The sequence below is a fragment of the Nocardioides sp. genome (genome assembly GCF_047606145.1).
Taxonomy (GTDB): Bacteria; Actinomycetota; Actinomycetes; order Propionibacteriales; family Nocardioidaceae; genus Nocardioides.
Genome location: NZ_JASGET010000041.1, coordinates 1 through 22933 on the forward strand (window position 1 = coordinate 1; position 22933 = coordinate 22933).

Sequence of the window (22933 nt, forward strand, 5' to 3'; positions counted from 1 at the left end):
CAGCGCCGAGCGCGGGTGCCGCCGCGACCGCCGGCGTACGGCGGCCGGCGTGCCCGGGCGTGCATCGGCCCGGGTCGGGGCGCTCAGGACGCCACCACCCGGGATCGGCGTACCAACGCCACCAGCACCGGCGCGCCGATCAGGCTCACCACGACCCCCACCTGCAGCTCCGCGGGATAGACGATCAGCCGGCCGACGATGTCGGCGAGCAGCAGCAGTGCCGGCGCGACCACCACGGTGAACGCGACCACCCAGCGCAGGTCGGGTCCGGTGACGAACCGGACCGCGTGCGGCACCATCAGGCCGAGGAAGGCGATGGGCCCCACCGCCGCGGTCGCCGCACCGCACAGCAGCGTCACACTCAGGATCACGCCCGCCCGGACCAGTGGCACCGGCACCCCCATCGAGGTCGCCACGTCGTCGCCCAGCGCCATCGTGTTGAGCGCCGGCAGGCAGAGCGCGGCAAGCACCAGGCCCGCCACCACCCAGGGCCAGATGGTCCCGATGGTCCCGGCCGGGCGGTCGGCGATGGTGCCGGCGTTCCAGAACCGCATCCGGTCGAAGGTCTGCTCGTCGAGGAGTGCGAGTGTTCGCGAGATCCCGGTCAGCACCGCGCCGAGCGCCACGCCGACCAGGGTGAGCCGCAGTGGTGTCGGACCCGCGCGGCCCCCGGCGGCGATGGCGTAGACGAGCACGGCCGCGCCGATGGCCCCGAGGAACGCGAACGGGAGGTACTGCTGGATCCGGGTCACGCCGAAGGCGACCACGCCGAGCGCCACCGCGAACCCGGCGCCGGCATTGACGCCGAGGATGCCCGGATCGGCCAGCGGGTTGCGGGTCAGTCCCTGCATCAGCGCACCGGCGACCCCCAGTGCGGCTCCGACGATCACGCCGAGCTCGGTGCGCGGCACCCGGAGGCCGACGACGGTGGAGCGGTTCACCGAGCCGTCCGGCGTGGTCAGCGCGTGCCACACCTCGCCCGGGGAGAGCAGGGCCGAGCCGAGCAGGATGCTCGCGACCGACAGCAACGCCAGGACCGCCACCGCCGCGGCCAGGGCGAGGAGCCGGCGCCGCGCCCGGCCACCTGCCGGCCGGGAGCCGATCGGCTCGGCGACGGCGCGGGACGGGCTGGGTCGTGACACGTCGCGGACGATAGGCCGAGCTAGGCGGCCGGCCAATGCGCTCGAAGCGCCGTCAGCGGACGCTCCGCGAGCGCCTCGACCGGTATGCCGGCCTCCCGGCTCAGCGCCCGCAGGAAGCCCGCTCGGCTGCGGTATCCGGCGGCCCGGGCGGCCTCGGCGATCGGGCGTCCGGCGATGAGCCGGTCGATCGCCAGGTTGAGCCGGGCGCGGGTGCGCCAGGTGGCGAAGGCGAGGCCGGTCTCGTCGAGGAAGATCCGCTGAGCCTGCCGGGCGCTAATGTGGTGCTCCCGGGCCAGCTGGTCGAGGGTCAGCCGTGACCGCACCGCGTCGCGTGCCAGCAGCCGCACGGTGGCGTGGGTCGGCATCGGAGTGGCGAAGTAGTGCCGGCCCAGCCGGGTCAGCACCGCGCTCAGCGCCTCGCGAAACGGCCTGACCTGCGCAGACGTGGAGGGCGAGGCCATCAGCGACGCCGTCATGATCTCGCTGATGGCCGGTACGACGCCCAGCAGCCGGAACCGCTCCGGCGGCTCCACCTGGGGCGGCAGCGTCGGTCCGAGCAGGATGCCGCCCTCGGCCACCTTGGCCGCGTGCGGCACCTGGCCGGCCAGCCAGATGCTCTCCTTCTCGCGCAGCAGGACGGGCTCGCCGTCCACCAGCAGCCGCGAGCTGCCCGCGGCGGCATGCAGCAGGTGTGGCTCGAGGTGGGAGTGGGTCTCATGGCCGCGGAACCGGATGGAGTTCTCTGGGACCACGTCGGCGAAGACGCTCAGTGCCATCGGTGTGCTCCAGGGTGGGTAGGACGGGGCCGGGAAGATGTCAGGTCCGGATGCGGCCTTGTCAGATTCGTGCCGGTCGGATCGCGTTGAGTAAGGGTAGCCTAACTGCATCCCGTCCGGATGCGGTGGGCCGTCCCTGTCCCCGGAGAAGTCTCGAGACTCACCTTGCGCTCCCCAGTTCGTGTCGCGGGCCCGGCCCGCTCCCTGCTCGCCGTCCTGCTCGCCGTGGCCCTGCTCCTGCTGGGCGCCTGCGGCTCGGACGGAGACGACGGTGCCGACGGCGCCGACAACACCTGGTCCGACGGCGCCACCCGGACCGTGACGACCGACATGGGTCGGGTCACCATCCCCACCGACCCCCAGCGGGTCGTCGTACTCAACCAGGCGCTGGCCGGCTACCTGTACCACCTGGACATCCCGGTCGCCGGCACCCTGCCGACCGCGGCCGACACCGACGACACCTCCTACGAGTCCTACTGGGCCGACGACGCCGAGGAGGACGGGACGGTGGTGCTGCCGTGGAGCTCCGACGGCTTCGACCTGGAGGCGATCCTCAAGCTCAAGCCGGACCTGATCGTCGCCGGTGGCGTCGGCTTCCCGCTGGCACAGGCCACCAAGGCCTACGACAAGCTCACCGACATCGCGCCGACGGTGATCGTCAGCGGCAAGCTGGACACCTGGCAGAAGCAGTTCGCCTACCTGGCCGAGGACGTCTTCGAGAAGCCGGCGGTCTACCAGGAGCTGCTTGCCGACTACCGGGATCGGATCAAGGAGGTCAAGGCCGCGATCACGCCCCCGCCGGGTCCGGTCTCCTATCTCACCGTGACCGCCGACGGGACGGCGTACGGCCTGATCGAGTCGCTCGGCCTGCCCAAGGAGCTGAAGAAGGTCGGTCTGGAGCCGGCGCCGCTCTACGCCAGCGGTCACTTCAAGGCCTACGTCTCCGGCGGCGACGCCTTCCCGCTCTCCACCGAGCAGGTGGGGCAGTACATCACCCAGAAGAGTGTCTTCATCATGGGCTTCAATGCCGACACCACCGACGTGAAGACGCTGTCGAAGAACCCGGTCTACGCCGCCCTGCCGGCCTTCAAGTCGGGCCACGCCTACGACCTGCCGTGGTGGGGCCTGCGAGGCGACTACGACGAGTCGATGGCCCTGCTGACCAAGGTCGAGAAGCTCTTCGGCTGAGGATCGAGGGGGAGCGGCGATGGCACGCCGAGGGTTCCGCACCCATCCGCTGGTGGTCCGCCGGGTCCGGGTGGCCGAGGCCCACGACCTCACCCCGCGGATGCGCCGGGTGGTCGTCAGCGGTGACCAGTTGGGTCGGTTCGACGCCGGCGGCACCGCGCAGCCGCCGTTCGCCGCACCGGGATTCGACGACCACGTGAAGCTGGTCTTCGCCGCCGACGGCGATGTCGACGCGGTCGCGCCGCGTCAGCTGGCCCACGGCATCGAATGGCCGAGTGCCGAGGGCCGGCTCGACCGGGACTACACCCCGTGGCCACTGCCCGACGGCCGGGTCGCGCTCGACTTCGTCCAGCACGGCGACGGGCCCGCGATCTCCTGGTCGCGCCGCGCCCGACCCGGCGACGAGATCTGCCTGGTCGGTCCGAAGTCGTCGACGCTCCTGCCCGACGAGCTGGACTGGATCATCCTGGCCGGCGACGAGACGGCGCTGCCGGCGATCGGCCGGTTCCTCGCCGAACGGCCGAGCACGGTGCCGGCCCAGGTGGTCGTCGAGCTCGGCGATCCGTCGGGACGCCAGGAGCTCCGCGAGCGCCCCGGGGACACGGTGGCGTGGGTGGCCCCGGGCGAGCTCGAGGGAGCCGTGCGCGGACTGCGGGTGCCGGCCGGCGCCGGCTACCTCTGGGCGGCGGGGGAGGCCCGCGACCTGCTCGGCCTGCGGCGCTGGGCCCGTGACCTGGGCCTGGACAGGTCACGGGTGAACATCACCGGCTACTGGCATCGCGGGAACCGCCAGGCCGAGCGACGGTCGGCGGTGGCCTCACCGGTCGGATGGCTGGTGGTCCGCGCCGCCGTGCGGCTCGGTCTGCTGGACGCGGTCGCGGAGTCTCCTCGGCCGGTGGCCGAGCTGGCCGCGGCCACCGGCCAGCCGGCGGCGGTGCTCGGGATGCTGAGCGACCTCCTGGTCGGCCAGCGGATCCTGACCCGGACGCCCGACGGAGTGCTGGGGCTGGGCCCGAGCGGGGAGATGCTGCTCATCGACGAGCACCAGCTGGAGTCCTTCGACGGGTTCGACGCCGAGCTGGTGCTCTCGCTGGCCGCCCTCGACGGTGCGGTGCGCCGGCGGGTCTCGCCCTGGCAGCTGCGCAGCGGGCACACGCTGCGGTCGGCCTCGCTCGCCGACCCGGACCTGTACGGCGAGCTGATGGAGCAGTCCGAGAACCTCGGCTACCTGCTCGACGGGCTCTTCGCCGCGTCGTGGTGGACCGGGCTGCGCCGGCTGACGCTGACCGGTCCCGGCGCCCTCACCGTGTGGCAGGCGGTCCAGGAGCGGCGCACCCGGGCGACGCCGCCCGCGCCGGATCCCGGGCCGGAGATCACCCTCGTCGAGGAGGAGCCGGCGCTCGCCGTGCTGCGCGCGTCGGCCACGGACGAGGCGCTGGGCTGGGCCAGCGACCTGGCCACCGCCTCGGCCGGAGGCGACGCGGTGGTGGCCGCCCTGGTGGCCGCCTGTCGTACCGATGCCGAGCTCGCCGGCTGGCTGCGCACGGTCGAGGGTCCTCGCCTGGTGCTCCTGGAGTCGACGAGTCCGGACCGGCTCAGTCCGCGTGCCGCCGAGACGGTCCTGCGCACCTTCGCGGCGACCGGCTCGGCGGCGCGTTCGACGGCTGACCTCGCCGCCGCGGCGGCCGCCTGCGGTTGGACCTCGGACGAGGTGATCGATCTGGGCTGGGGCTTCCAGGCGCTGGTCTTCACCCGCTGAGCGACCCCGCTGGCCGGGATCCGGGCCGAGGTCTCGGCCCGGATCGGGCGGCGTGGCTCAGCGGATCCAGGCTCAGCGGATCCAGGCTCAGCGGCGGTGGGTGTTGGCGACGTACACGTCGCAGGTGGCGTGCCGGGCGACGTCGGCGGCGATGCTGCCGAGGATCCGGGAGACCCCCTGCACCCGCTTGTTGCCGACCACGATCAGGTCGGCGTCGTGCTCGGCGGCGGTCTGCAGGAGCACGTCGGCCGGCTTGCCCTGCGCCGAGGTCGCCGCCGCCTGCAGGTCGGGATAGGCCCTCTTGAGCGGGACGATCGCCCGGGTGGCGACGTTGTGCGCCCATTCCGCGGTGGTGAACTCGAAGGTCTGGTCGCCGGTGTCGATCTCCTCGTACTCCAGCTTGTCGAAGGCGCAGACGACGACCAGCTCCACGTCCAGTGCGCTCGCCAGCCTCGCGGCGGCCAGGGCCGCGTCTGCGGCGGTGTCGCTTCCGTCGACACCGGTGATGATCGCGCTCAATGGGTTCTCCTCGAAGACGACGCGGGTTTGCCGCTGGATCCTAGCCCGCTTCGGGCCCCCGGCGGAGCCTTCCGGTCGCGCCGTCCGGGCGCGGCAGGGGGTTACTCGCGCGTCGTACGCAGCAGGTGGCAGGCTGCGGGGGATGCCCGGCATCGGGCCGCGCGACGACGAAGGGAGACAGGCGGGATGTTCTCGCGAATTGCCATCGTCAATCGGGGTGAGGCGGCGATGCGGCTCATCCACGCGGTTCGCGATCTCAACGCCGCCTCGGGCACCGGGTCCGACGCCGGGTCGGCCCGGACCAGCCGGATCGAGACGGTCGCGCTGCACACCGACGGCGAGCGGGCGGCGATGTTCGTCCGGGAGGCCGACCTCTCCTACAACCTCGGCCCGGCGGCCGACCGGCCCTACCTGGACTACGCGGTGCTGGAGAAGGCGCTGGTCGAGACCGGCGCCGACGCCGCCTGGGTCGGCTGGGGCTTCGTCGCCGAGGACCCCAACTTCGCCGACCTGTGCGCCCGGATCGGTGTCACCTTCATCGGCCCCAGCGCCGAGGCGATGCGCAAGCTCGGCGACAAGATCGGCTCCAAGCTGATCGCCGAGGAGGTCGGCGTACCGATGGCGCCGTGGAGCGGAGGCGGGGTCGACACCCTGCAGGAGGCGACCGCCGCGGCCGCCAAGATCGGCTACCCCCTAATGCTGAAGGCGACCGCCGGCGGCGGCGGCCGCGGCATCCGCAAGGTCGCCTCCGACGCCGAGCTGACCGACGCCTACGAGCGCACCCGCGACGAGGCCACCCGGGCCTTCGGCTCCGGGGTGGTGTTCTTGGAGCGGCTGGTCACCGGTGCCCGGCACGTCGAGGTGCAGGTGATCGCCGACGGGCAGGGCACCGCCTGGGCCGTCGGCGTACGCGACTGCTCGGTGCAGCGCCGCAACCAGAAGGTGATCGAGGAGTCCGCCTCCCCGGTGCTGGACGCCTCCCAGGTCGCCGAGCTGAAGGCCAGCGCCGAGCGTCTCGCCATCGCGGTCGGGTACGCCGGCGCGGCGACCGTGGAGTTCCTCTACCACCCGACCGAGCGGTTCTTCGCTTTCCTCGAGGTCAACACCCGCCTCCAGGTCGAGCATCCGATCACCGAGGCCACCACCGGCACCGACCTGGTCAAGCTGCAGATCCACGTCGCCTCCGGCGGCCGGCTCGAGGGCGAGCGGCCGGTCGAGATCGGGCACGCCGTCGAGGCCCGGCTCAACGCCGAGGACCCCGATCGCGACTTCGCCCCCTCGCCGGGCCGGATCGTGCTGCTGGAGCTGCCCGCCGGCCCGGGCATCCGGGTCGACACCGGGGTGGCCGAGGGCGACTCGATCCCGGCCGACTTCGACTCGATGATCGCCAAGATCATCGCCTACGGTCGCGACCGCGACGAGGCGTTGGCGCGGTTGCGCCGGGCGATGGCCGAGACCGAGGTGGTGATCGAGGGCGGCGCCACCAACAAGAGCTTCGTGCTCGACCTGCTCGACGCTCCCGAGGTGATCGACGGCCGGGCCGACACCGGCTGGATCGACCGGGTCCGCGGCGAGGGCCGGTTGGTCTCGCATCGGCACTCCGGGGTGGCCCTGGTGGCCGCCGGGATCGAGGCGTACGAGCTCGAGGAGGAGGTCGAGCGCACCCGGCTCATCGAGACCGCCCGCGGCGGCCGGCCACAGGTCCAGCACCGCACCGGCCGAGCGGTCGACCTCAAGCTGCGCGGCGTCCCCGCCAAGGTGACCGTCTCCCGGATCGGTCCGCACCTGTTCCGGGTGCTGATCTCCACCGGTGGCCGCGAGCAGAGCGTCGACGCGTACGTCGAGCGGATCGGCGCCTACAAGTCGCGGGTGACCATCGGCGACCGCACCCACCGCCTGGTCACCGCCACGCACGGCCCGGTGCAGCTGGTGGAGGTCGACGGCGTCACCCACCGGATCGCGCTGGACGAGGGCGGAGTGCTGCGCTCGCCGGCGCCGGCGCTGGTGGTGGCCACCCCGCTCGCGGTCGGCGACGAGGTCGCCGCCGGCGCCCCGGTGCTGGTGCTGGAGTCGATGAAGATGGAGACCGTGCTGCCGGCGCCGTTCGCCGCCCGGGTCAAGGAGCTGCTGGTCTCGACCGGCAGCCAGGTCGAGACCGGTGCCCCGCTGATCCGGCTGGAGCCGGTCGACGACGGCGAGGAGGAGACCGCCGTCGAGGTCGGCGAGCTGGACCTCGACCTGCCGAACGGCGGCTCGCTGCCGCCCGACCTCGCCGCCCGCGCGGCCCGGCATCGCGGCGATCTGCTGGCCATGGTGCTCGGTTACGACATCGATCCGCGCGACGAGGGGCGCACCCTGGCCGACTACCTGAGCGAGCGGGACCAGCTGCTCGCCGAGGGCATCACCTCGGTCGAGGCCGAGCTCGAGCTGGTCGGCGCCTTCGCCGACTTCGCCGAGCTCTCCCGCAACCGCCCGGTTGGCGAGGACGCACACGTGGAGAACGCCGTGCACAGCCCGCGCGAGCACTTCCACACCTACCTGCAGAGCCTCGACCCGGAGCGGGGCGCCCTGCCGACCGCGTTCCGCGCCAAGCTCGGCCGGGTGCTGCGGCACTACGGCATCGCCGACCTGGAGCAGACCCCGGAGCTGGAGCAGGCGGTCTTCCGGATCTTCCTCGCCCAGCAGCGCTCGGCACCCGACATCGCGCTGGTGACGGCGCTGCTGCAGCGCTGGATCGCCGAGCCGGCGCCGGCCGCGCCGCTGGACACCGCGGTCCGGGACATGCTGGAGCGGCTGGTGCTCGCCACCCAGCTGCGCTTCGGCGTGGTCGGCGAGCTGGCCCGTAGCGTCCGGTTCCGCTGGTTCGACCAGCCGTTGGTCGACGCCGACCGGCAGGAGGTGCTCGGTGGCGTCCGCGACGACCTGGTCGCGCTGGCCGGGCTGCCCGCCGGCCCCGAGCGGGAGGCCGGTCTGGATCGGCTCGCGACGATCCCGGAGCGGATCGTCAGCTTCCTCGCCGAGCGGATCGAGGGGGACCCGCTGCCGGTCGACGAGCCGATGCTCGCCGTACTGGCCAAGCGGCACTACCGCGAGCACGGGCTGCACGGGCTGACCGAGTTCACCGTGCAGGTCGACGGTGCCGGCCGTCCGTTCGCGACCGCGGACTACGTCCTCGACGACCGGCCGACCCACCTGGTCACCACCATCGGCCGGGTCGCCGAGCTGACTCCGGGCAGCGCCCTGGTCGAGGCCATCGCCGCCCAGGTCGCCGCCGCCCCGGCCGGACACCAGGGCGTGGTGGACCTCTACCTGTCCTGGCCCGAGCTGCCCGAGGACCCCGAGCGGGCCAGCGCGCAGCTGGTCGAGACGGTGGCGGCGCTCGGCTTCGCTCACCACGTACGCCGGGTCGCGGTCTGTGTCGCCCCCGGCGGCGGCCGGCCGGTCGGCTACTTCACCTACCGCCCCGAGACGCCGGCCGACTCCTCAGCCGACACGGCCGATGCGTCGACGGAGGGCTCGACCGCCGGCCCGGCGGGCGGGATGGTCGAGGACGCACACGTCCGCGGGGTGCACCCGATGGTCGGGCGCCGACTCAACCTGTGGCGCCTGCGGGAGTTCGACATCACCCGGCTCGACGCGCCCGAGGACGTGCTGCTCTTCCACGCCGTCGCCCCGGGCAACGAGGCCGACCAGCGGCTGGTCGCGCTGGCCCAGGTGCGGCAGCTGGCCGTCGTACGCGACGAGGACGGCAACGTCGTCGGCCTGCCGCACGCCGAGCGCGCGATCGCGAACTGCCTGGAGGCGATCCGGCGCGCCCGTGCCGAGCTCGGCGGGGTCCGGCTCGACATGAACTACGTGTGGGTGCACATCTGGCCCACCATCGACGCCGAGGTGGACCAGCTGACCGCGTTGAAGGACAGGGTCGCGCCGGTCACCGCCGGCGCGGGCGTGGAGGAGGTGCTGGTCGACGGCACCGTCGCCTTCGGCGATGGCTCCGAGGTGCCGATGGCGGCCCGCTTCCACTACCAGCCGGGCTCGGGGGTGGTGGTCTCGCTGGAGGGCCCGCCCAGCGAGCGGCTCAAGCCGCTCGACGACTACGCCCAGAAGGTGGTCCGGGCTCGTCGCCGCGGGGTGGTCTACCCCTACGAGCTGCAGGCGATGATCGCGGGTCGCGGCGGCACCGCGACCGAGTACGACCTCGACGACACCGGCACGCTGGTGCCGGTCACGCGACCCTACGGGTTGAACAAGGCCGGGATCATCGCCGGCGTCATCACCACCCCGACCGAGCACTACCCCGAGGGCATCACCCGAGTGCTGCTGTGCGGTGACCCGCTGCGCGCGCTCGGCGCGGTCTCGGAGGCGGAGTGCACCCGGATCATCGCGGCGCTCGACCTCGCCGAGCGGCTCGGCGTGCCGGTGGAGTGGTTCGCGGTCTCGGCCGGTGCCCGGATCTCGATGGACTCCGGCACCGAGAACATGGACTGGGTCGCGGCCGCGCTCAAGCGGATCGTGGAGTTCACCCAGGCCGGCGGGGAGATCAACGTCGTGGTGGCCGGCATCAACGTCGGGGCGCAGCCGTACTGGAACGCCGAGGCGACCATGCTGATGCACACCAAGGGCATCTTGGTGATGACGCCGGACAGCGCGATGGTGCTCACCGGGAAGCAGACCCTCGACTACGCCGGCAGCGTGTCGGCCGAGGACAACCACGGCATCGGCGGCTTCGACCGGGTGATGGGCCCGAACGGCCAGGCGCAGTACTGGGCGCCGGACCTCGCCGGCGCGCTGGGCATCCTGCTGGCGCACTACGACCACACCTACGTCGTCCCCGGTGAGGCCGGGCCGCGACGGGTGCCGACCAGCGACCCGCGCGAGCGCGACGTCACGTCGTACCCGCACGACCCGACCGACTCCGGCTTCGCGACCGTGGGTGACATCTTCTCGCCCGAGCTCAATCCCGACCGCAAGAAGGCGTTCGACATCCGCACCGTGATGGCGGCGCTCGCCGACCAGGACCACGCCACGCTGGAGCGGTGGGCGCAGATGGCCGACGCCGGCACCTCGGTGGTCTACGACGCCCACCTCGGCGGCATCCCGGTGTGCCTGATCGGGATCGAGTCCAAGGCCGTGCCACGGCGTGGCTTCCCGCCCACCGACGGCCCCGACGTCTACACCGCGGGGACGCTGTTCCCGCGGTCGTCGAAGAAGGTCGCCCGCGCGATCAACGCGGCCAGCGGGAACCGCCCGGTCGTCGTCCTGGCCAACCTGTCCGGCTTCGACGGGTCGCCGGAGTCGATGCGCAACTTGCAGCTGGAGTACGGCGCCGAGATCGGCCGGGCGATCGTGAACTTCGCCGGTCCGATCGTGTTCTGCGTCATCTCGCGCTATCACGGGGGTGCGTTCGTGGTCTTCTCCAAGGCGCTGAACCCGTCGATGACGGTGCTCGCCGTCGAGGGCTCCTTCGCCAGCGTGCTGGGGGGTGCGCCGGCGGCCGCGGTCGTCTTCAGCCGGGACGTCGATGCGCGCACCGCGCGGGATCGGCGGGTGGTCGACCTCGAGCACCGGCTGGCCGAGGCGGAGCCGACCGAGCAGGCGAGCCTGACCGCCGAGCTGGCGGCCACCCGGCGCGACGTACGCGCCGAGAAGCTGGGTGAGGTGGCCGCCGAGTTCGACGGCATCCACAACATCCACCGCGCGGTGGAGGTGGGCTCGGTCGACGAGGTGATCGAGCCCGAGGAGCTGCGACCCAAGATCATCGCCGCCCTGGAGGCCGGACTCGCCGGACCCACCGCCTAGCGACCAGCGGCCGGTGAGCGGGAGGGCCCTGCTGCCGGGTGGGCCGGGTCGGGCGCCGCCGGGATGAGTCCGTTCTCGGACTGGTCCGGGGCTCCGCGGGCCCGGTCCAGGTTAAGGTTGTGAAGACAACCATTGCCCCCAGGGTTGTCTCATCCACTGCTCCAGGAGTGCGGCGTGACCCGTTGGCTGACCCGAACCGAGCTCACCGCCTGGGTCCGGCTGGCCGCGGTGCTGGAGCTGCTGCCGGCGGCGATCGACGCCCAGCTACGCCGCGACTCCGACCTCACCCACTTCGAGTACTACGCGCTCGCCATGCTGTCCGAGGCTCCCGGTCACACCCTGCCGCTCAACTCCTTGGCCAGGCAGACCAACGCGACCCTGCCGCGCCTCTCCCACGTCGTACGACGTCTCGAGGAGCGCGGCCTGATCGAGCGGCATCCCTCGGCCCGGGACGCCCGGGTCACCGACGCACGGCTCACCGAGCACGGCTGGGCGGTCGTCGAGCGCGCCGCGCCGGGACACGTGGCCACCGTGCGCGCCGCGGTCGTCGACCCGCTCACCGAGGACCAGATCGGACAGCTGCGCGAGATCGCCGAGGCGATCCTCGGCCGGATCGACGCCGCCGGGGCGATGCGCGAGGTCTATCACCGCTACGACGAGTGACCACCGGCGGCGATCCCGACCCGGCCGGAGCCGGCCCGGGTCAGGAGGGGCCGGATCAGGATCGGCTTGGATCAGGCGTGCCGGTAGGACCGGTGCGAGAGCAGCTCGACCGCGTCGTTCGCGCAGCCGGTGGTCGGGTGGGCCACGTACTGTGACACGGTCGCGTTCGGTACGTAGACCCGGAACCCGTCGACGTGGGTCGGCTTGCACTTCTTCGTCGAGTAGGCGCCGGCGTCGACCTCGTCGACCAGGCTGCGGATCTTGGTGCCGGGCTTGACCACCAGTCGGTAGCTCCTGCCCTCCCGGGCCGCGGCGGCACCGATCTGGGTGCCGTCGCCGTGACCGACGTAGGAGATCCCGCCGAAGCCTCCGGTGTGACAGCTGTGGCCGGAGACGTTCTTCAACACGATCCAGCCGTAGGTGTGGCCGGCTCCGGCGTCGCTGTAGGTGTAGCTCGCCACCAGATCGGCATTGCCACAGGCGGGCATCGAGTCGGCGGCGGTGGCGGGGCCGCTTCCGAGACCGACCAGTCCGGCACCGACGGCGGCGGTCGAGATGAGTCCGGCCGCGATCATTCGTGTCTTCATGGTTCCCCCTATCGGTGAGTACGACGGGCGGTCTGCCCGCCTTCGGATGGGATCCGTGACGACGTGGAGAAGTTGCCGGCGTGGGCCTACCGCACTCCGGCGAGCCAGTCGGCGATGGTGGGGAGCACGGCGTCCGGTCGGCGCGCCCAGGTGAAGTGGGTGCCGGCGGTCAGGTGGGCTCGGGTCACCGGCGCGGACGGCATCAGCCGGAGCAGCTGCTCGGTGCTGTCCGGCGGCGCCAGGGTGTCGCCGTCGATGGTGACGGCGAGGACCGGCACGGTGACGGCGGCCAGGTCGGGCTCGCGGCCGGCGTACCGCAACCGCCCGGACCGGGCGAACCGGGCCCACTCGGTCATCAGCCCCCGGGCCTCCCGCCCGGCGAACCCCACCTGCGGGCCGGGGAAGTGCCCGACGACGCGGGCCAGCAGCCCCATCGCCTGGCTCAGCGCGAGGAACCGGCTGCCGTAGCCACGCCAGTACGGCGACTGTGAGGCGACCAGGAGGAGACCGTCCACCGGGCTGGTCTCGCTGGTCTCGGGGTCTCCGGCGGTCTCGGCGAGATAGCCGCTGGCCACCTGACCGCCGAGACTGTGGCCCAGCAGATAGGTACCCTGCCCCGGGTCCGCGACCCCGGCGAGCGCGGTCAGGCTGGCGCGCAGGTCGTCGATCAGGTCGGCGTAGCCGAAGTCGTAGCGCCACCCGGGGACCCGGCCACCGGAGGCCTCGTAGCCGCGCTGCTCGGTGACGGCGGCGCTGATCCCGGCCTCGGCGAGGGCGTCGATGAGGCGGTGGTAGTAGCCGGCCGGCACGCCCATCGCGGGCACCACCAGCACCAGCGGGGCGGCGGCCGCCGTCGCGCGGCTCAGCGTGACGGTGAAGGCGGTGCCTTCGTCGCGCTCGACGGTGCGGGTCTCGCGTCGCGGGGTGGCGTCGGGCAGGGCGCTACTCATGGGTAGCAGTCTGCCGGTCGACGTGCCGGTCGCGGTCAGCGGATGGATGTCCACGGCGGTCGGTGGAGGCATCCACCGGCGCCGGCAGGGTGTGTGGGCATGCGACAGACCTGGGGGCCACGCCGCCACGGTCGCCGGTGCTCGTTCCTCAAACCCCGTACCCGCCATCGACGTCGAGCTTCTGGCCGGTGATGAACCGGGCCCGGTCTGAGGAGAGGAACTCGACCGCCTCGGCGATGTCGTGGGAGTTGCCGAACATCCGCAGCGGGATGTTGGCCCTCGCCGCGGTCAGCGCTCGGTCGTCGAGGTCGCCCGAAGCCATCAGGCGGGCGGACATGCCGTCGTCGAGCATGCCGGGGCCGACGCAGTTGACCCGGACACCGAACCGGCCCTCCTCGGCTGCCAACCCGCGCACCAGCGCCTCGACGGCCGCCTTCGGCGCGGAGGAGAGGCCGTCGCGCACCGGGAACCGGGTGGTGGCCGCCGTCGTCACGGCGGTGAGTGACCCCTTCGTACGGCGCAGCGAGGGCAACATCGCGCTGCTGAGGTTGAAGAAGGCGTCGGCGTCGTCGCGCATCTGGCGGGAGAACGCCGCGGCGTGCACCCGAGAGAGATGGATCATCGGCACGTGTGGCCCGGCCGCATGGATGACGGTGCGCACGTCGCCGACCGCGGCGTGCACCCCGTTCGCGAAGCGCTGGACGTCGGGCGCGTCGTCGAGTGCGCAATGGTCGGCGTGGACGACCGCGTCGCCGAGTGCGGCAATGAGGTCGTCGGGTCGTCGGCTGCGGTAGCTGAGCACGAGCGGCACTCCTCGGGCGGCCAACAGCCGGCTGATCGCCGTGCCGATGCCGCCGCCGGCGCCGGTGATCAGGGCCGTGCCCCGGTCCGATCGATGCGTGGCGGACATTCTCACCTCGTTGTGTTGACGACTGTGACCTGCGTCATGCTAGCGTTAGAAACTAGCAAGCGCTTGGTTTGCCTCTGGTTGCGAGGAAGGGTACCGAAGCATGAAGATCCGATTGATGGCGGTCGCGAGCACGGCGCTGCTGGCGGCCGCTCTCGCTGGCTGTGGCTCTGGCTCGGGGAGCAGCAGCAACGGCAGTGGCGACGATGTCTATCGCGTGATCGTGATGGGTGGGGTGAGCGCCGAAGGTGTCCTGGCGGACCAGTCGCAGACCTCCATCGCCGCGGCCAAGGCCAGCGTCGACTACGCGAACGCCAACGGTGGTGTCGATGGCGAGAAGGTGACGGTCACCGTCATCGACGACAAGAGCGACCCCACCACCGCGGTGACCAAGCTACGGGCCGCGATCGCCAAGCAGAAGCCGGATCTGGTGCTCAACTCCGGACCGTCGACGGTGGCGGAGGCGACCCTGCCGATCCTCAACCAGAATCACATCCTGTCGATGAACATCGGGCCGACCGAGACCTCCTCGGACGCCTCGAAGTACCCACTCAACTTCGACATCGCAGCCGGTGCGAGCGAGCAGCTCGACGCCTACGCGTCCTACTTCAAGGAGAAGGGCTACAAGAGCGTCGCCATCCTGCACGGGAACAGTGCGTACGGCGAGACGTTCGGAAGCAGCGCCGAGAAGACGCTGACCGCTGCCGGCGTCAAGGTCACCGGGAACAAGGAGTACGACACCACGGCGCTCGACATGACCTCGCAGCTCGAGGCGTTGGAGTCGACCGATCCCGACGCACTGGTCATCGACGCGTACGGCGCGCCGCTGGGCTACGTCCTCAAGGGGGTGGCCAAGCTCGGCTGGGACATCCCGATGATCGGCAACACCTCCGTGTCGGCGACCAACCTGACCGGAGCGAAGCCACCGACGGGCCTGGTCGGCACCTCCGAGGTGAAGAACCTGGTGATGCAGGTGCCCAAGTCCGCGAAGCACGACTCCTCGGCGACGGCGGTCAACGCCGCCGTGAAGGGGATGCTCAAGTACGGCGAGATCAAGTCCAGCTTCGTCCTCGCCGCCAACTACGATGCCCTCCCGCTGGTGATGGCCGCGGCCGACGCCGCAGGCTCGACGGACGCGGACAAGGTCGCCGAGAAGCTCGTCGACTCGTCGGTGCTCAAGAGCGCGAAGACCGTGATCTTCCCCGACTACGGCTTCACCTCCTCGGTGCACGCTCCGCAAGGAGTGTCGGGGAACTACATCTTCATCTCGCCGTCGGTGCTGAAGAACGGCCAGTTCCAGTGAGCCGTGCCTTCGGGGGGAGCGCCGATCCCCGAAGGCACGACTGTGACGTCGCCATCTCGGCAACCGATCACCTGACAAGGATCAGAACATGACCCTCATCTGGAGCGGGCTGGCACTCGGTGCGGTGTACGCGCTGGTCGCCGTCGGCTACAACATCGTCTACATCTCATCGAAGACGTTCAACTTCGCCCAGGCTCAGCTGATGATGCTCGGTGCCTTCATCGCCTACTCGGGTCTGGTCAGCTGGAGCCTGAACACGGTGCTGGTGATGCTGATCGCTCTGGCGGTGGTCGGTGCGGTCGCCGCGGTCGAGCAGCTGATCGCCGTTCGGCCTGTCCGCGACATGCACAACATCTTGGTCACCACGCTCGGGGCCTCGATGTTCATCGAGGGCTTCGTCCAGATCCAGTGGGGCAGCCAGCCGCTGACGGTGCCGTTCTTCGGCGGAGATGACGCCGTCTCGTTCCTCGGCGGCCGCCTCTATCCGATCCAGCTGGTGCTCGTCGTGATGGCGATCGTCGTGGTGGTCGGACTCGTGCAGTTCAGCCGCCGTTCCCTGGTGGGTCTGGCACTGCTCGGCATGTCCGAGGACCGCGAGGCCGCCCAGTTGCGTGGCGTCAACGTGCGTCGGATGGCCTTCGGTGCATTCGTGGTGTCCGGAATCCTCGGTGGCGTCCTCGGCGTCTTCGTCGGGCCGCTGACCTTCGCCGTCTCGACGCTCGGCGCGTCGCTGGCGCTCAAGGGGTTCGTCGTACTCGCCATCGGCGGCTTCGGGTCGATGCCCGGCACCCTGGTGGGAGGACTCATCGTCGGTCTGGCCGAGGCCTGGGCCTCGCGCTACCTCGGCAGCGAGTACTCCAACCTGACCGTCTTCGCGATCCTGATCGCGGTCCTCCTCGCCCGGCCAGCCGGCCTGTTCGTCCGAGCCAAGGAAAGGGTCGTCTGATGGCCGTCTCGCTTCGCAGCCGGCATCGACCGCTGTGGCTCATCGCGATCATCGTCGGGGTCGTGGTGCTCTTCCTGCCCGACATCTCCTCGAACTACACCATGATCCAGCAGGTGCAGCTGGCACTCATCCTCTCCCTGTTGGTCAGTGGACTGAACCTCAGTCTCGGCTACGCGGGTGAGCTGGCGCTCGGCCAAGCTGCGGCGTACGCCGCCGGGGCGTACGCCGCCGGGATCCTGTCCAGCAAGGGACACACCGACCTGTTGCTCCAACTGCTGGTCGGCGGGGTGGCGGCTCTGGTCGTGGGCACCGTGACCGGCATCCCCGGGCTCCGGCTCGGCAGCTGGTCGCTGGCGATGACCTCATTCTTCCTGGTCCTGCTCATCCCGGACGTGATCTCGATCTTCTCCAGCCAGACCGGCGGTCACAACGGTCTGTCCGGCATCCTGCCGGCCACCTTCTTCGGTTCGCCGCTGAGCTCCGACGGCTTGTACACGGCCATCGTGGTGGTGACCGCGGTGTGGTTCGCGGTGATGCGCAACATCGCCGTCTCCCGGCACGGGACCGCACTGCGGGTGCTGAAGCAGTCTCCGGTGCTCGCCTCCTCGATGGGCATCTCGGTCTTCCGGATGAAGCTGCTCGCCTACGCCCTCGGCGCGCTGCCGGCCGGCCTGGCCGGTGCCCTGTTCGCCAACCTGATGCTCTACGTCTCGCCCGACTCGTTCAGCTTCACGCTCGCTACGACGGTGTTGGCGGCCTCGATCCTCGGTGGCTCGGCGACCGTCTACGGAGCCCTCGTCGGTGGCTTCATCCTGCAGTTCGGACTCAACGCCACCTCGAGCTTCGAGCAGTACTCACTGCTGGTCACCGGCGGTTTCCTGATCGTCGGCGGGGTGCTGCTCACCGGTGGCCTGATCGGCCTGGCGCGCGACGTCTGGTCGCGGTGGGGCATCAGGCTCGCCGGGTCCGAGGCGAAGCGGAGCCAGCTGACTCCCGAGATGCCGGACCTGGACGGCGTACGGCTGGAGGTGCAGGGGGTGACGAAGGCCTTCGGTGGGAACCGTGCGCTGGCAGGGGTGGACCTGGTCGCCGAACCCGGTCGCGTCACCGCCCTGATCGGGCCCAACGGGTCGGGCAAGACCACCCTGCTCAACATGATCTGCGGCTTCTACCGGACCGACGCCGGCGCCATCCGGCTGGGCAGTCGCGAGGTCCAGGGACGAGCGCCGTACCGGGTCGCGCGAGCGGGTGTCGCGCGCACCTTCCAGACGCCCAACATCCCGGCCGGCATCACGGTGCTCGAGGCCGTGACCGCGGGCCGCTACACGACTCAGCGTGCCACCGTGCTCGAGGCGGTGCTGCGGCTTCCTCGGTACCGTCGGGTCCGCCGGGCCGACTACCTGGAGGCGCGTCGCATGCTCTCCTTGGTGGGCATCGAGGATCTGGCGGACACCGAGGCCACCGCGCTCCCACTGGGCCAGCGCCGACTGCTCGAGGTCGCCCGTAGCCTGGTGGCGCGCCCGGGTGTGCTGCTCCTCGACGAGGTCGCCTCCGGGCTGGACGAGGACGAGGTGCTGCGGCTGGCCGAGGTGATTCGCCGGGTGCGCGCAGCAGGCGGCACCGTGGTCCTGGTGGAGCACAACTTCCAGCTGGTGCTCTCGCTGGCGGATGAGATCTATGCGCTCGCCCATGGGCAGTTGATGGCTCACGGCACGCCCGAGGAGATCGAGAACGACCCGCGTGTGATGAGCGAGTACCTGGGCATCGACCAGGACCGGCCGCAGGGAGGCGGAATGGTGCTTGGCGATCTGGTCGGCGAGGCTGCCGGAGGCGGCACCGGATCGGGAGAGGAGGCGTGAACGAGATGGGGCAGACCGTGAGACCGCTGCTCGAGGTCCGTCAGCTCGGCACCGGGTACGGTGACCTGCGGGTGGTGTGGGACGTCTCGTTGGAGGCCCGGCCGGGGGAGATCACCGTGCTCCTGGGCCGCAACGGCGCCGGCAAGACCACCACGCTGCGAGCCGTCACCGGCCTGAACAGGATCCAGGCGGGCCAGGTGTTCTTCGAGGGTGAGAGCCTGGCGAGGGTCTCCCCGCACGGTCGGGTGGCCCGCGGGGTGGCCTACGTCCAGGAGGGCAAGCGCGTCTTCCGTGGGCAGAGCATCGAACAGAACCTGATGCTCGGCGGCTACGTCCGGAGGCTGAAGCGGCACCGCCTTCGCGAGGAGGTGGAGCGGATCTACGAGCTCTTCCCGATCCTCGGTGAGCGCAAGCACGCGTTGGCGGCGAGCATGTCCGGGGGACAGCAGCAGATGCTCGCCATCGGGCAGGCGCTGATGGCCGACCCGAAACTCCTGCTGCTGGACGAGCCGTCGGGTGGTCTGGCGCCGGTCGTCGTCAACGAGGTGATGGAGCGCGTCGACGCGCTCAAGCAGACCGGTTTGGCGATCCTGCTCGTGGAGCAGGCCGTCGAGGCGTCGTTCGCGATCGCCGATCACGTGGTGGTACTCGACAACGGTCGTACCGCGCTCTCCGCCCGGGCGTCCGAGGTCAGCGACCTCACCGTGCTCCAAGACGCCTACTTCGGCAAGCGCGGCAGCGCCGGCGCACACTCGGCGTGAGAGACACCGATCGACGCCGTATCCGTTAGGGCGTGACGAATAATTCCGGGACGGGCCCTCAGCGGGGCTTCTGTTCTGCTGGGTGAGCCCGCGTCCGACGAGATCAGCGGTCCCGGAACGCTTCAGCCCGGGCGGCCCGGATCGCGTCGGGGGCACCGGCGCCGGTCGTAGCGCGGAGGGCGGGGCACGGGGGCGCCCAACGCCTGCGAGGCGCGACGGGCGGCGAGCGCCACCAGCGGCGCCAGCTGATCGGTTGCGCCGTCGCGGACCGCCAGCGAGATGGCGCCGAGGACGCCGTCGGGGCCGTGGACGGGCGCGGCGATGGCCGTGATGCCCAGGACGCACTGCTCGGCGCTGTCGATCGCGAGCCCGTGTCGCGTGCGGATGCGGTCGAGTTCGGCGTGCAGTTGGGCCAACTGTCCGGACGTGCGCGGCTGGTGGTCGGCGACCGCGAGCAGGTCGTCGACCTCCTCGGGTGACATCAGGGAGAGCAGGCAGCGGCCGCTGACCGTGCGGTCGGGGACGATCCGAGCGCCGACCCGGCTAGGCACGCTCGCAGCGGCGGTGCCGCCGATCTTGTCGAGGTAGCGCATCGCCCGGCCTTCGAGGACGGAGAGGTGGGCGACGCCGCCGGTGCGCAGGTGAAGCTCGTTGAGGAGGGGAGCGGCGGCATAGCGCAGCTCCCCCGGGTCGTTGCCGCTCAGCCCGCGGGCGCGTACACCCAGGCGGTAACCGTGCCCGGTGTGCTCGAGCCAGCGCAGCTCGACCAGCTGGGTCAGCATGCGGAAGGTGGTCGAGCGCGGCAGGCCGGTGGCCCGGCTGACATCATCGAGCAGCAGCCGCTCGTCGCCGAGAAGGAAGACGTCCAGGATCTGTGTCATCCGGTCGGCGACGCCTCGCCGGGGTGTCGGGTTGGCCTCGTTCTCCTTGATCGCGTCGATCGTCACTGTAGCCTCCCAAGCGCTTGCTCGTTTCTTTCACGGTAGCAGGCGGATGCCACCGCGGGGAAGGACGGCGCGGACCGGATGGAGCTCGACCGCCAGCACCGTGAGGGCTCGGGCCGCGATCAGCCAGCGGCCCCCGCGGTGGATGTACTCGTCGTCATAGCGCACCCGCCACACCAGGTCGATCGCCGTCTCCGAGCGGTCGGGCCGGTCGTGGTCGTCGAGATAGTGGTGGGCGACGCAGCTGACCCGACCGCTGGCACGGGCTGCGTCGGTGTCGACGACCTGGCCGGTGAGCTCATGGATCGTCGCCCGCACGTCGAACACCGAGGAGAGCGCCTGCCGGATCGCCTGGCGACCCTCGTGCCGGTGGATCGGTTCGAGTTCGCGCGGTGGCTCCGGGAGGAGCAGGACCGCGTCCTCGGCAAAGAGCCCGGCCGCGGCGTCCAGATCGCCTTCGTCGATCGCCGCGGCATACCGCTGGGCGAGCTCGCCAGCCTCCTGGGCGACAGGCGCAGTCATCGCGTCAGCCGGCCCGGACGGCGGTCGGCCTGGCGAGGTTCTGGGCGCCGGTGTTGTCGAGCTTGGCCACCGAACGAGCGGCGAAGGTCCGCTCGGCCGGGCGCCCGGCGAAGTAGCCGGACAGGTCACGGGCCAGCTCCTCGGTGGTGAAGGCCCCGTCGGCGGCGATGAACGTGTGCTCCACCGCCGGTGCGGCCATTAATGCGACGAAGTCGCTGTAGACCACGAAGACCTGCCCGCTGATCTCCGCCGCGGCTGGCGAGGCGAGGTAGCTGACGAAGGTCGCCACGCGTTCGGGGGCCAGTGGGTCGAGGGCCGCGCTCGCGGCCGGCTCGGTGGACCCAGCGGACTCAGGGTCGGAGAAGACGTTGGCGGTCATGCCGGTACGTGCGCGGGGACAGATCGCGTTGGCGGTCACGCCGTACCGCCCCATCGCCTGCGAGGTCGCCAGCGTGAGCGCGGTGATGCCGGCCTTGGCGGCGGCATAATTTGGCTGGCCGGCCGGGCCGAAGAGGAACGCCTCGGAGGAGGTGTTGACGATGCGGCCGTAGATCGGGCCGCCGGTCGCCTTGCCCTGCTCGCGCCAGTGCGCCGTCGCCGCCTGAGTGAGCGCGGCGTGCCCCTTGAGGTGGACCCGGATGACGTCGTCCCAGTCGGACTCGGTGAGGTTGAAGACCATTGTGTCGCGCAGGATTCCGGCGTTGTTGACGACGATGTCGAGACCGCCGAACGTGTCGATCGCGGCACTGACCAGCGCCTGGCCGCGTTCCCACTCGCCGACGTCGCCCGACAGCCCGAAGGCCTCGCCTCCGGCAGCGCGGATCTCGGCCGCGACCTGCTCGGCGCCGGAGCCGAGATCGTTGACGACGACCCGCGCTCCCGCCGCGGCAAGGGCGAGCGCCTCCGCGCGGCCGAGACCGGTGCCTGCTCCGGTGACGACGGCGGTGCGGCCGGTGAGACTGGTGAGACTGGTCTGCGTCATGGCGGTCCTCCGGGGACGGGGTGGGACGAACGCAGCGACGGTAGGACGCGCCTTCGGCCCCGGAAGGCCGTGATCCCACTCAGTGGGGCCGGAGGTGCGCCGGGCCGGCCCCGTGACCTCGGCACCCACTCTCGCTGGCCGGGAGCCGCGGGGCGCGTGCCGGGTCGGGTGCGGCAGGCTCGGGTGAGTCGCCGTCCCGACAGCCGGAGGAGCTCCATGCCCATCGACCTTCACGCGGCCCTCGCCGCGCCGGCGCAGGTGGAGGAGCTCGCCTGGACCGAGCGGGACGTGCTCCTCTACCACCTATCCCTCGGCGCCGGTCGCGGCACCGACCCGGAACTGGTCTACACCTATGAGCCGGGCCTGCGGGTGCTGCCGACCTTCGCATTGGTCGCCGGGCAGGGCATCTCCGCCGGCCCCAGGCTCACCACCGGCCTGCGCCTTCCCGGCCTCGACGTCGACCTGCGCCGGTTGTTGCACGGCGGTCAGGGACTGGTCCTGCACACGCCGCTGCCGACCTCCGCGACGGCGGTACGCACGACCCGGGTCATCGACGTCTGGGACAAGGGCAAGGCTGCGGTCGTCGTCCGGGAGTCGCGGGTCACCACCACGGACGGAGCCCCGCTGTGGACCTCGACCATGAGGATCTGGGCCCGCGGTGAGGGCGGGTTCGGCGGGGGGTCCGGGCCGGCCGAGGAGGGCGCGCCACCGGATCGCAGACCCGATCGCGTGATCGAGGTCGCCACCACGCCCGACCAGGCGAGGCTCTACCGGCTCAACGGTGACCTCAACCCGCTGCACATCGACCCTGAGTCCGCTGCCCACGCCGGCTTCGGCGCCCCGATCCTGCACGGTCTCGCGACGTACGGGATCGTGGCGCGCGCCGTCATCGACGCGCTCGGTGCGGGCGCGCCGGAGCGGCTGGCCTCCTACGACGCTCGCTTCGCCGGCACTCTCCTCCCCGGCGAGCGGCTCAGCATAGCGGTCTGGCACGAAGAGGGTCGCGAAGAGGGTATGGCGGAGGAGACGTGGACGGTCGAGGCGACCTGCGTCGACCGCGGGACCCCGGTGCTCAGTCACGGCCACGTCCGCTTGGTGCCACGGACCGCCGGCTTCCCTGTCGGCTGAGTTCGTCGAAACCGCAGTCAGCAAGGGTCTCGACAGGCTCGACCATCACCGCATCCCGGGGCGGGGGTCAGGACTGTCGGTGCAGCGCCTCGACGAGGAACCGCCGACGGACCCAGCTCAACCAACGGATCAACGGTTCCGCAGGCAGGTTTCGCACAGCGGGAGCCCGCCGGCACGCGATCCGCCACCCGGCCTACC

Annotated in this window: 18 protein-coding genes; 9 read left to right on the forward strand and 9 right to left on the reverse strand. The window is 71.5% G+C overall.

What is annotated here, in order from left to right:
* Positions 1–83: 83 nt before the first annotated feature.
* The gene (locus tag QM638_RS06030) at positions 84–1142 is read right to left on the reverse strand and encodes a FecCD family ABC transporter permease (RefSeq protein ID WP_415141047.1); all 1059 of its coding nucleotides are present in this window, start codon (positions 1140–1142) and stop codon (positions 84–86) included.
* 20 nt (positions 1143–1162) lie between these two features.
* Entirely contained in the window at positions 1163–1918 is a 756-nt protein-coding gene (locus QM638_RS06035) for a helix-turn-helix domain-containing protein (RefSeq protein ID WP_415141048.1), read from the reverse strand.
* A 165-nt stretch (positions 1919–2083) separates the two neighbouring features.
* Here QM638_RS06035 and QM638_RS06040 point away from each other — a divergent pair, with 165 nt between their 5' ends.
* Together QM638_RS06040 and QM638_RS06045 are read left to right on the forward strand one after the other, a co-directional pair.
* Entirely contained in the window at positions 2084–3106 is a 1023-nt protein-coding gene (locus tag QM638_RS06040; protein ID WP_415141049.1) for an ABC transporter substrate-binding protein, read from the forward strand.
* Between the two features lie 19 nt (positions 3107–3125).
* The gene (locus QM638_RS06045; RefSeq protein ID WP_415141050.1) at positions 3126–4865 is read left to right on the forward strand and encodes a siderophore-interacting protein; all 1740 of its coding nucleotides are present in this window, start codon (positions 3126–3128) and stop codon (positions 4863–4865) included.
* Positions 4866–4952: 87 nt separating this feature from the next.
* On the opposite strand, the gene QM638_RS06050 is transcribed toward QM638_RS06045, so the two are convergent.
* A complete protein-coding gene (locus QM638_RS06050) occupies positions 4953–5384 on the reverse strand; it encodes a universal stress protein (RefSeq protein ID WP_415141051.1) in 432 nt (143 codons plus the stop codon).
* Positions 5385–5570: 186 nt separating this feature from the next.
* Between QM638_RS06050 and QM638_RS06055 the strand changes: the two genes are divergently transcribed.
* Entirely contained in the window at positions 5571–11183 is a 5613-nt protein-coding gene (locus QM638_RS06055) for a carboxyl transferase domain-containing protein (RefSeq protein WP_415141052.1), read from the forward strand.
* Positions 11184–11357: 174 nt separating this feature from the next.
* The gene (locus QM638_RS06060) at positions 11358–11846 is read left to right on the forward strand and encodes a MarR family winged helix-turn-helix transcriptional regulator (RefSeq protein ID WP_415141053.1); all 489 of its coding nucleotides are present in this window, start codon (positions 11358–11360) and stop codon (positions 11844–11846) included.
* 71 nt (positions 11847–11917) lie between these two features.
* Here QM638_RS06060 and QM638_RS06065 read toward each other — a convergent pair whose 3' ends face one another.
* The 3 genes from QM638_RS06065 to QM638_RS06075 form a co-directional block, all read right to left on the reverse strand.
* A complete protein-coding gene (locus tag QM638_RS06065) occupies positions 11918–12433 on the reverse strand; it encodes a DUF4232 domain-containing protein (RefSeq protein WP_415141054.1) in 516 nt (171 codons plus the stop codon).
* Between the two features lie 86 nt (positions 12434–12519).
* Entirely contained in the window at positions 12520–13383 is an 864-nt protein-coding gene (locus QM638_RS06070) for an alpha/beta fold hydrolase (RefSeq protein ID WP_415141055.1), read from the reverse strand.
* 148 nt (positions 13384–13531) lie between these two features.
* Positions 13532–14293, reverse strand: coding sequence for an SDR family NAD(P)-dependent oxidoreductase (locus tag QM638_RS06075; RefSeq protein ID WP_415141056.1), 762 nt, complete (start codon positions 14291–14293; stop codon positions 13532–13534).
* A gap of 100 nt (positions 14294–14393) precedes the next feature.
* Between QM638_RS06075 and QM638_RS06080 the strand changes: the two genes are divergently transcribed.
* The 4 genes from QM638_RS06080 (at position 14394) to QM638_RS06095 (ending at position 19159) form a co-directional block, all read left to right on the forward strand.
* A complete protein-coding gene (locus QM638_RS06080) occupies positions 14394–15593 on the forward strand; it encodes an ABC transporter substrate-binding protein (RefSeq protein ID WP_415141057.1) in 1200 nt (399 codons plus the stop codon).
* Positions 15594–15681: 88 nt separating this feature from the next.
* Positions 15682–16539: a branched-chain amino acid ABC transporter permease gene (locus QM638_RS06085; RefSeq protein WP_415141059.1), complete on the forward strand. Its 858-nt coding sequence runs from the start codon at positions 15682–15684 to the stop codon at positions 16537–16539.
* Entirely contained in the window at positions 16539–18398 is a 1860-nt protein-coding gene (locus QM638_RS06090) for an ABC transporter permease subunit (RefSeq protein WP_415141060.1), read from the forward strand. The genes QM638_RS06085 and QM638_RS06090 overlap by 1 nt, the downstream gene beginning before the upstream one ends.
* A gap of 5 nt (positions 18399–18403) precedes the next feature.
* The gene (locus tag QM638_RS06095) at positions 18404–19159 is read left to right on the forward strand and encodes an ABC transporter ATP-binding protein (protein ID WP_415141061.1); all 756 of its coding nucleotides are present in this window, start codon (positions 18404–18406) and stop codon (positions 19157–19159) included.
* 122 nt (positions 19160–19281) lie between these two features.
* Here QM638_RS06095 and QM638_RS06100 read toward each other — a convergent pair whose 3' ends face one another.
* From QM638_RS06100 to QM638_RS06110, 3 genes are read right to left on the reverse strand one after another with little or no spacing between them, the layout of a single operon-like run.
* Complete coding sequence (locus tag QM638_RS06100) at positions 19282–20106, reverse strand: IclR family transcriptional regulator (RefSeq protein ID WP_415141062.1); 825 nt, start codon at positions 20104–20106, stop codon at positions 19282–19284.
* Between the two features lie 30 nt (positions 20107–20136).
* The gene (locus QM638_RS06105; protein WP_415141063.1) at positions 20137–20625 is read right to left on the reverse strand and encodes a nuclear transport factor 2 family protein; all 489 of its coding nucleotides are present in this window, start codon (positions 20623–20625) and stop codon (positions 20137–20139) included.
* A 4-nt stretch (positions 20626–20629) separates the two neighbouring features.
* Positions 20630–21607: a 3-oxoacyl-ACP reductase gene (locus QM638_RS06110; protein ID WP_415141064.1), complete on the reverse strand. Its 978-nt coding sequence runs from the start codon at positions 21605–21607 to the stop codon at positions 20630–20632.
* A 216-nt stretch (positions 21608–21823) separates the two neighbouring features.
* Here QM638_RS06110 and QM638_RS06115 point away from each other — a divergent pair, with 216 nt between their 5' ends.
* The gene (locus QM638_RS06115; protein WP_415141065.1) at positions 21824–22735 is read left to right on the forward strand and encodes a MaoC/PaaZ C-terminal domain-containing protein; all 912 of its coding nucleotides are present in this window, start codon (positions 21824–21826) and stop codon (positions 22733–22735) included.
* Positions 22736–22933: the final 198 nt, after the last annotated feature.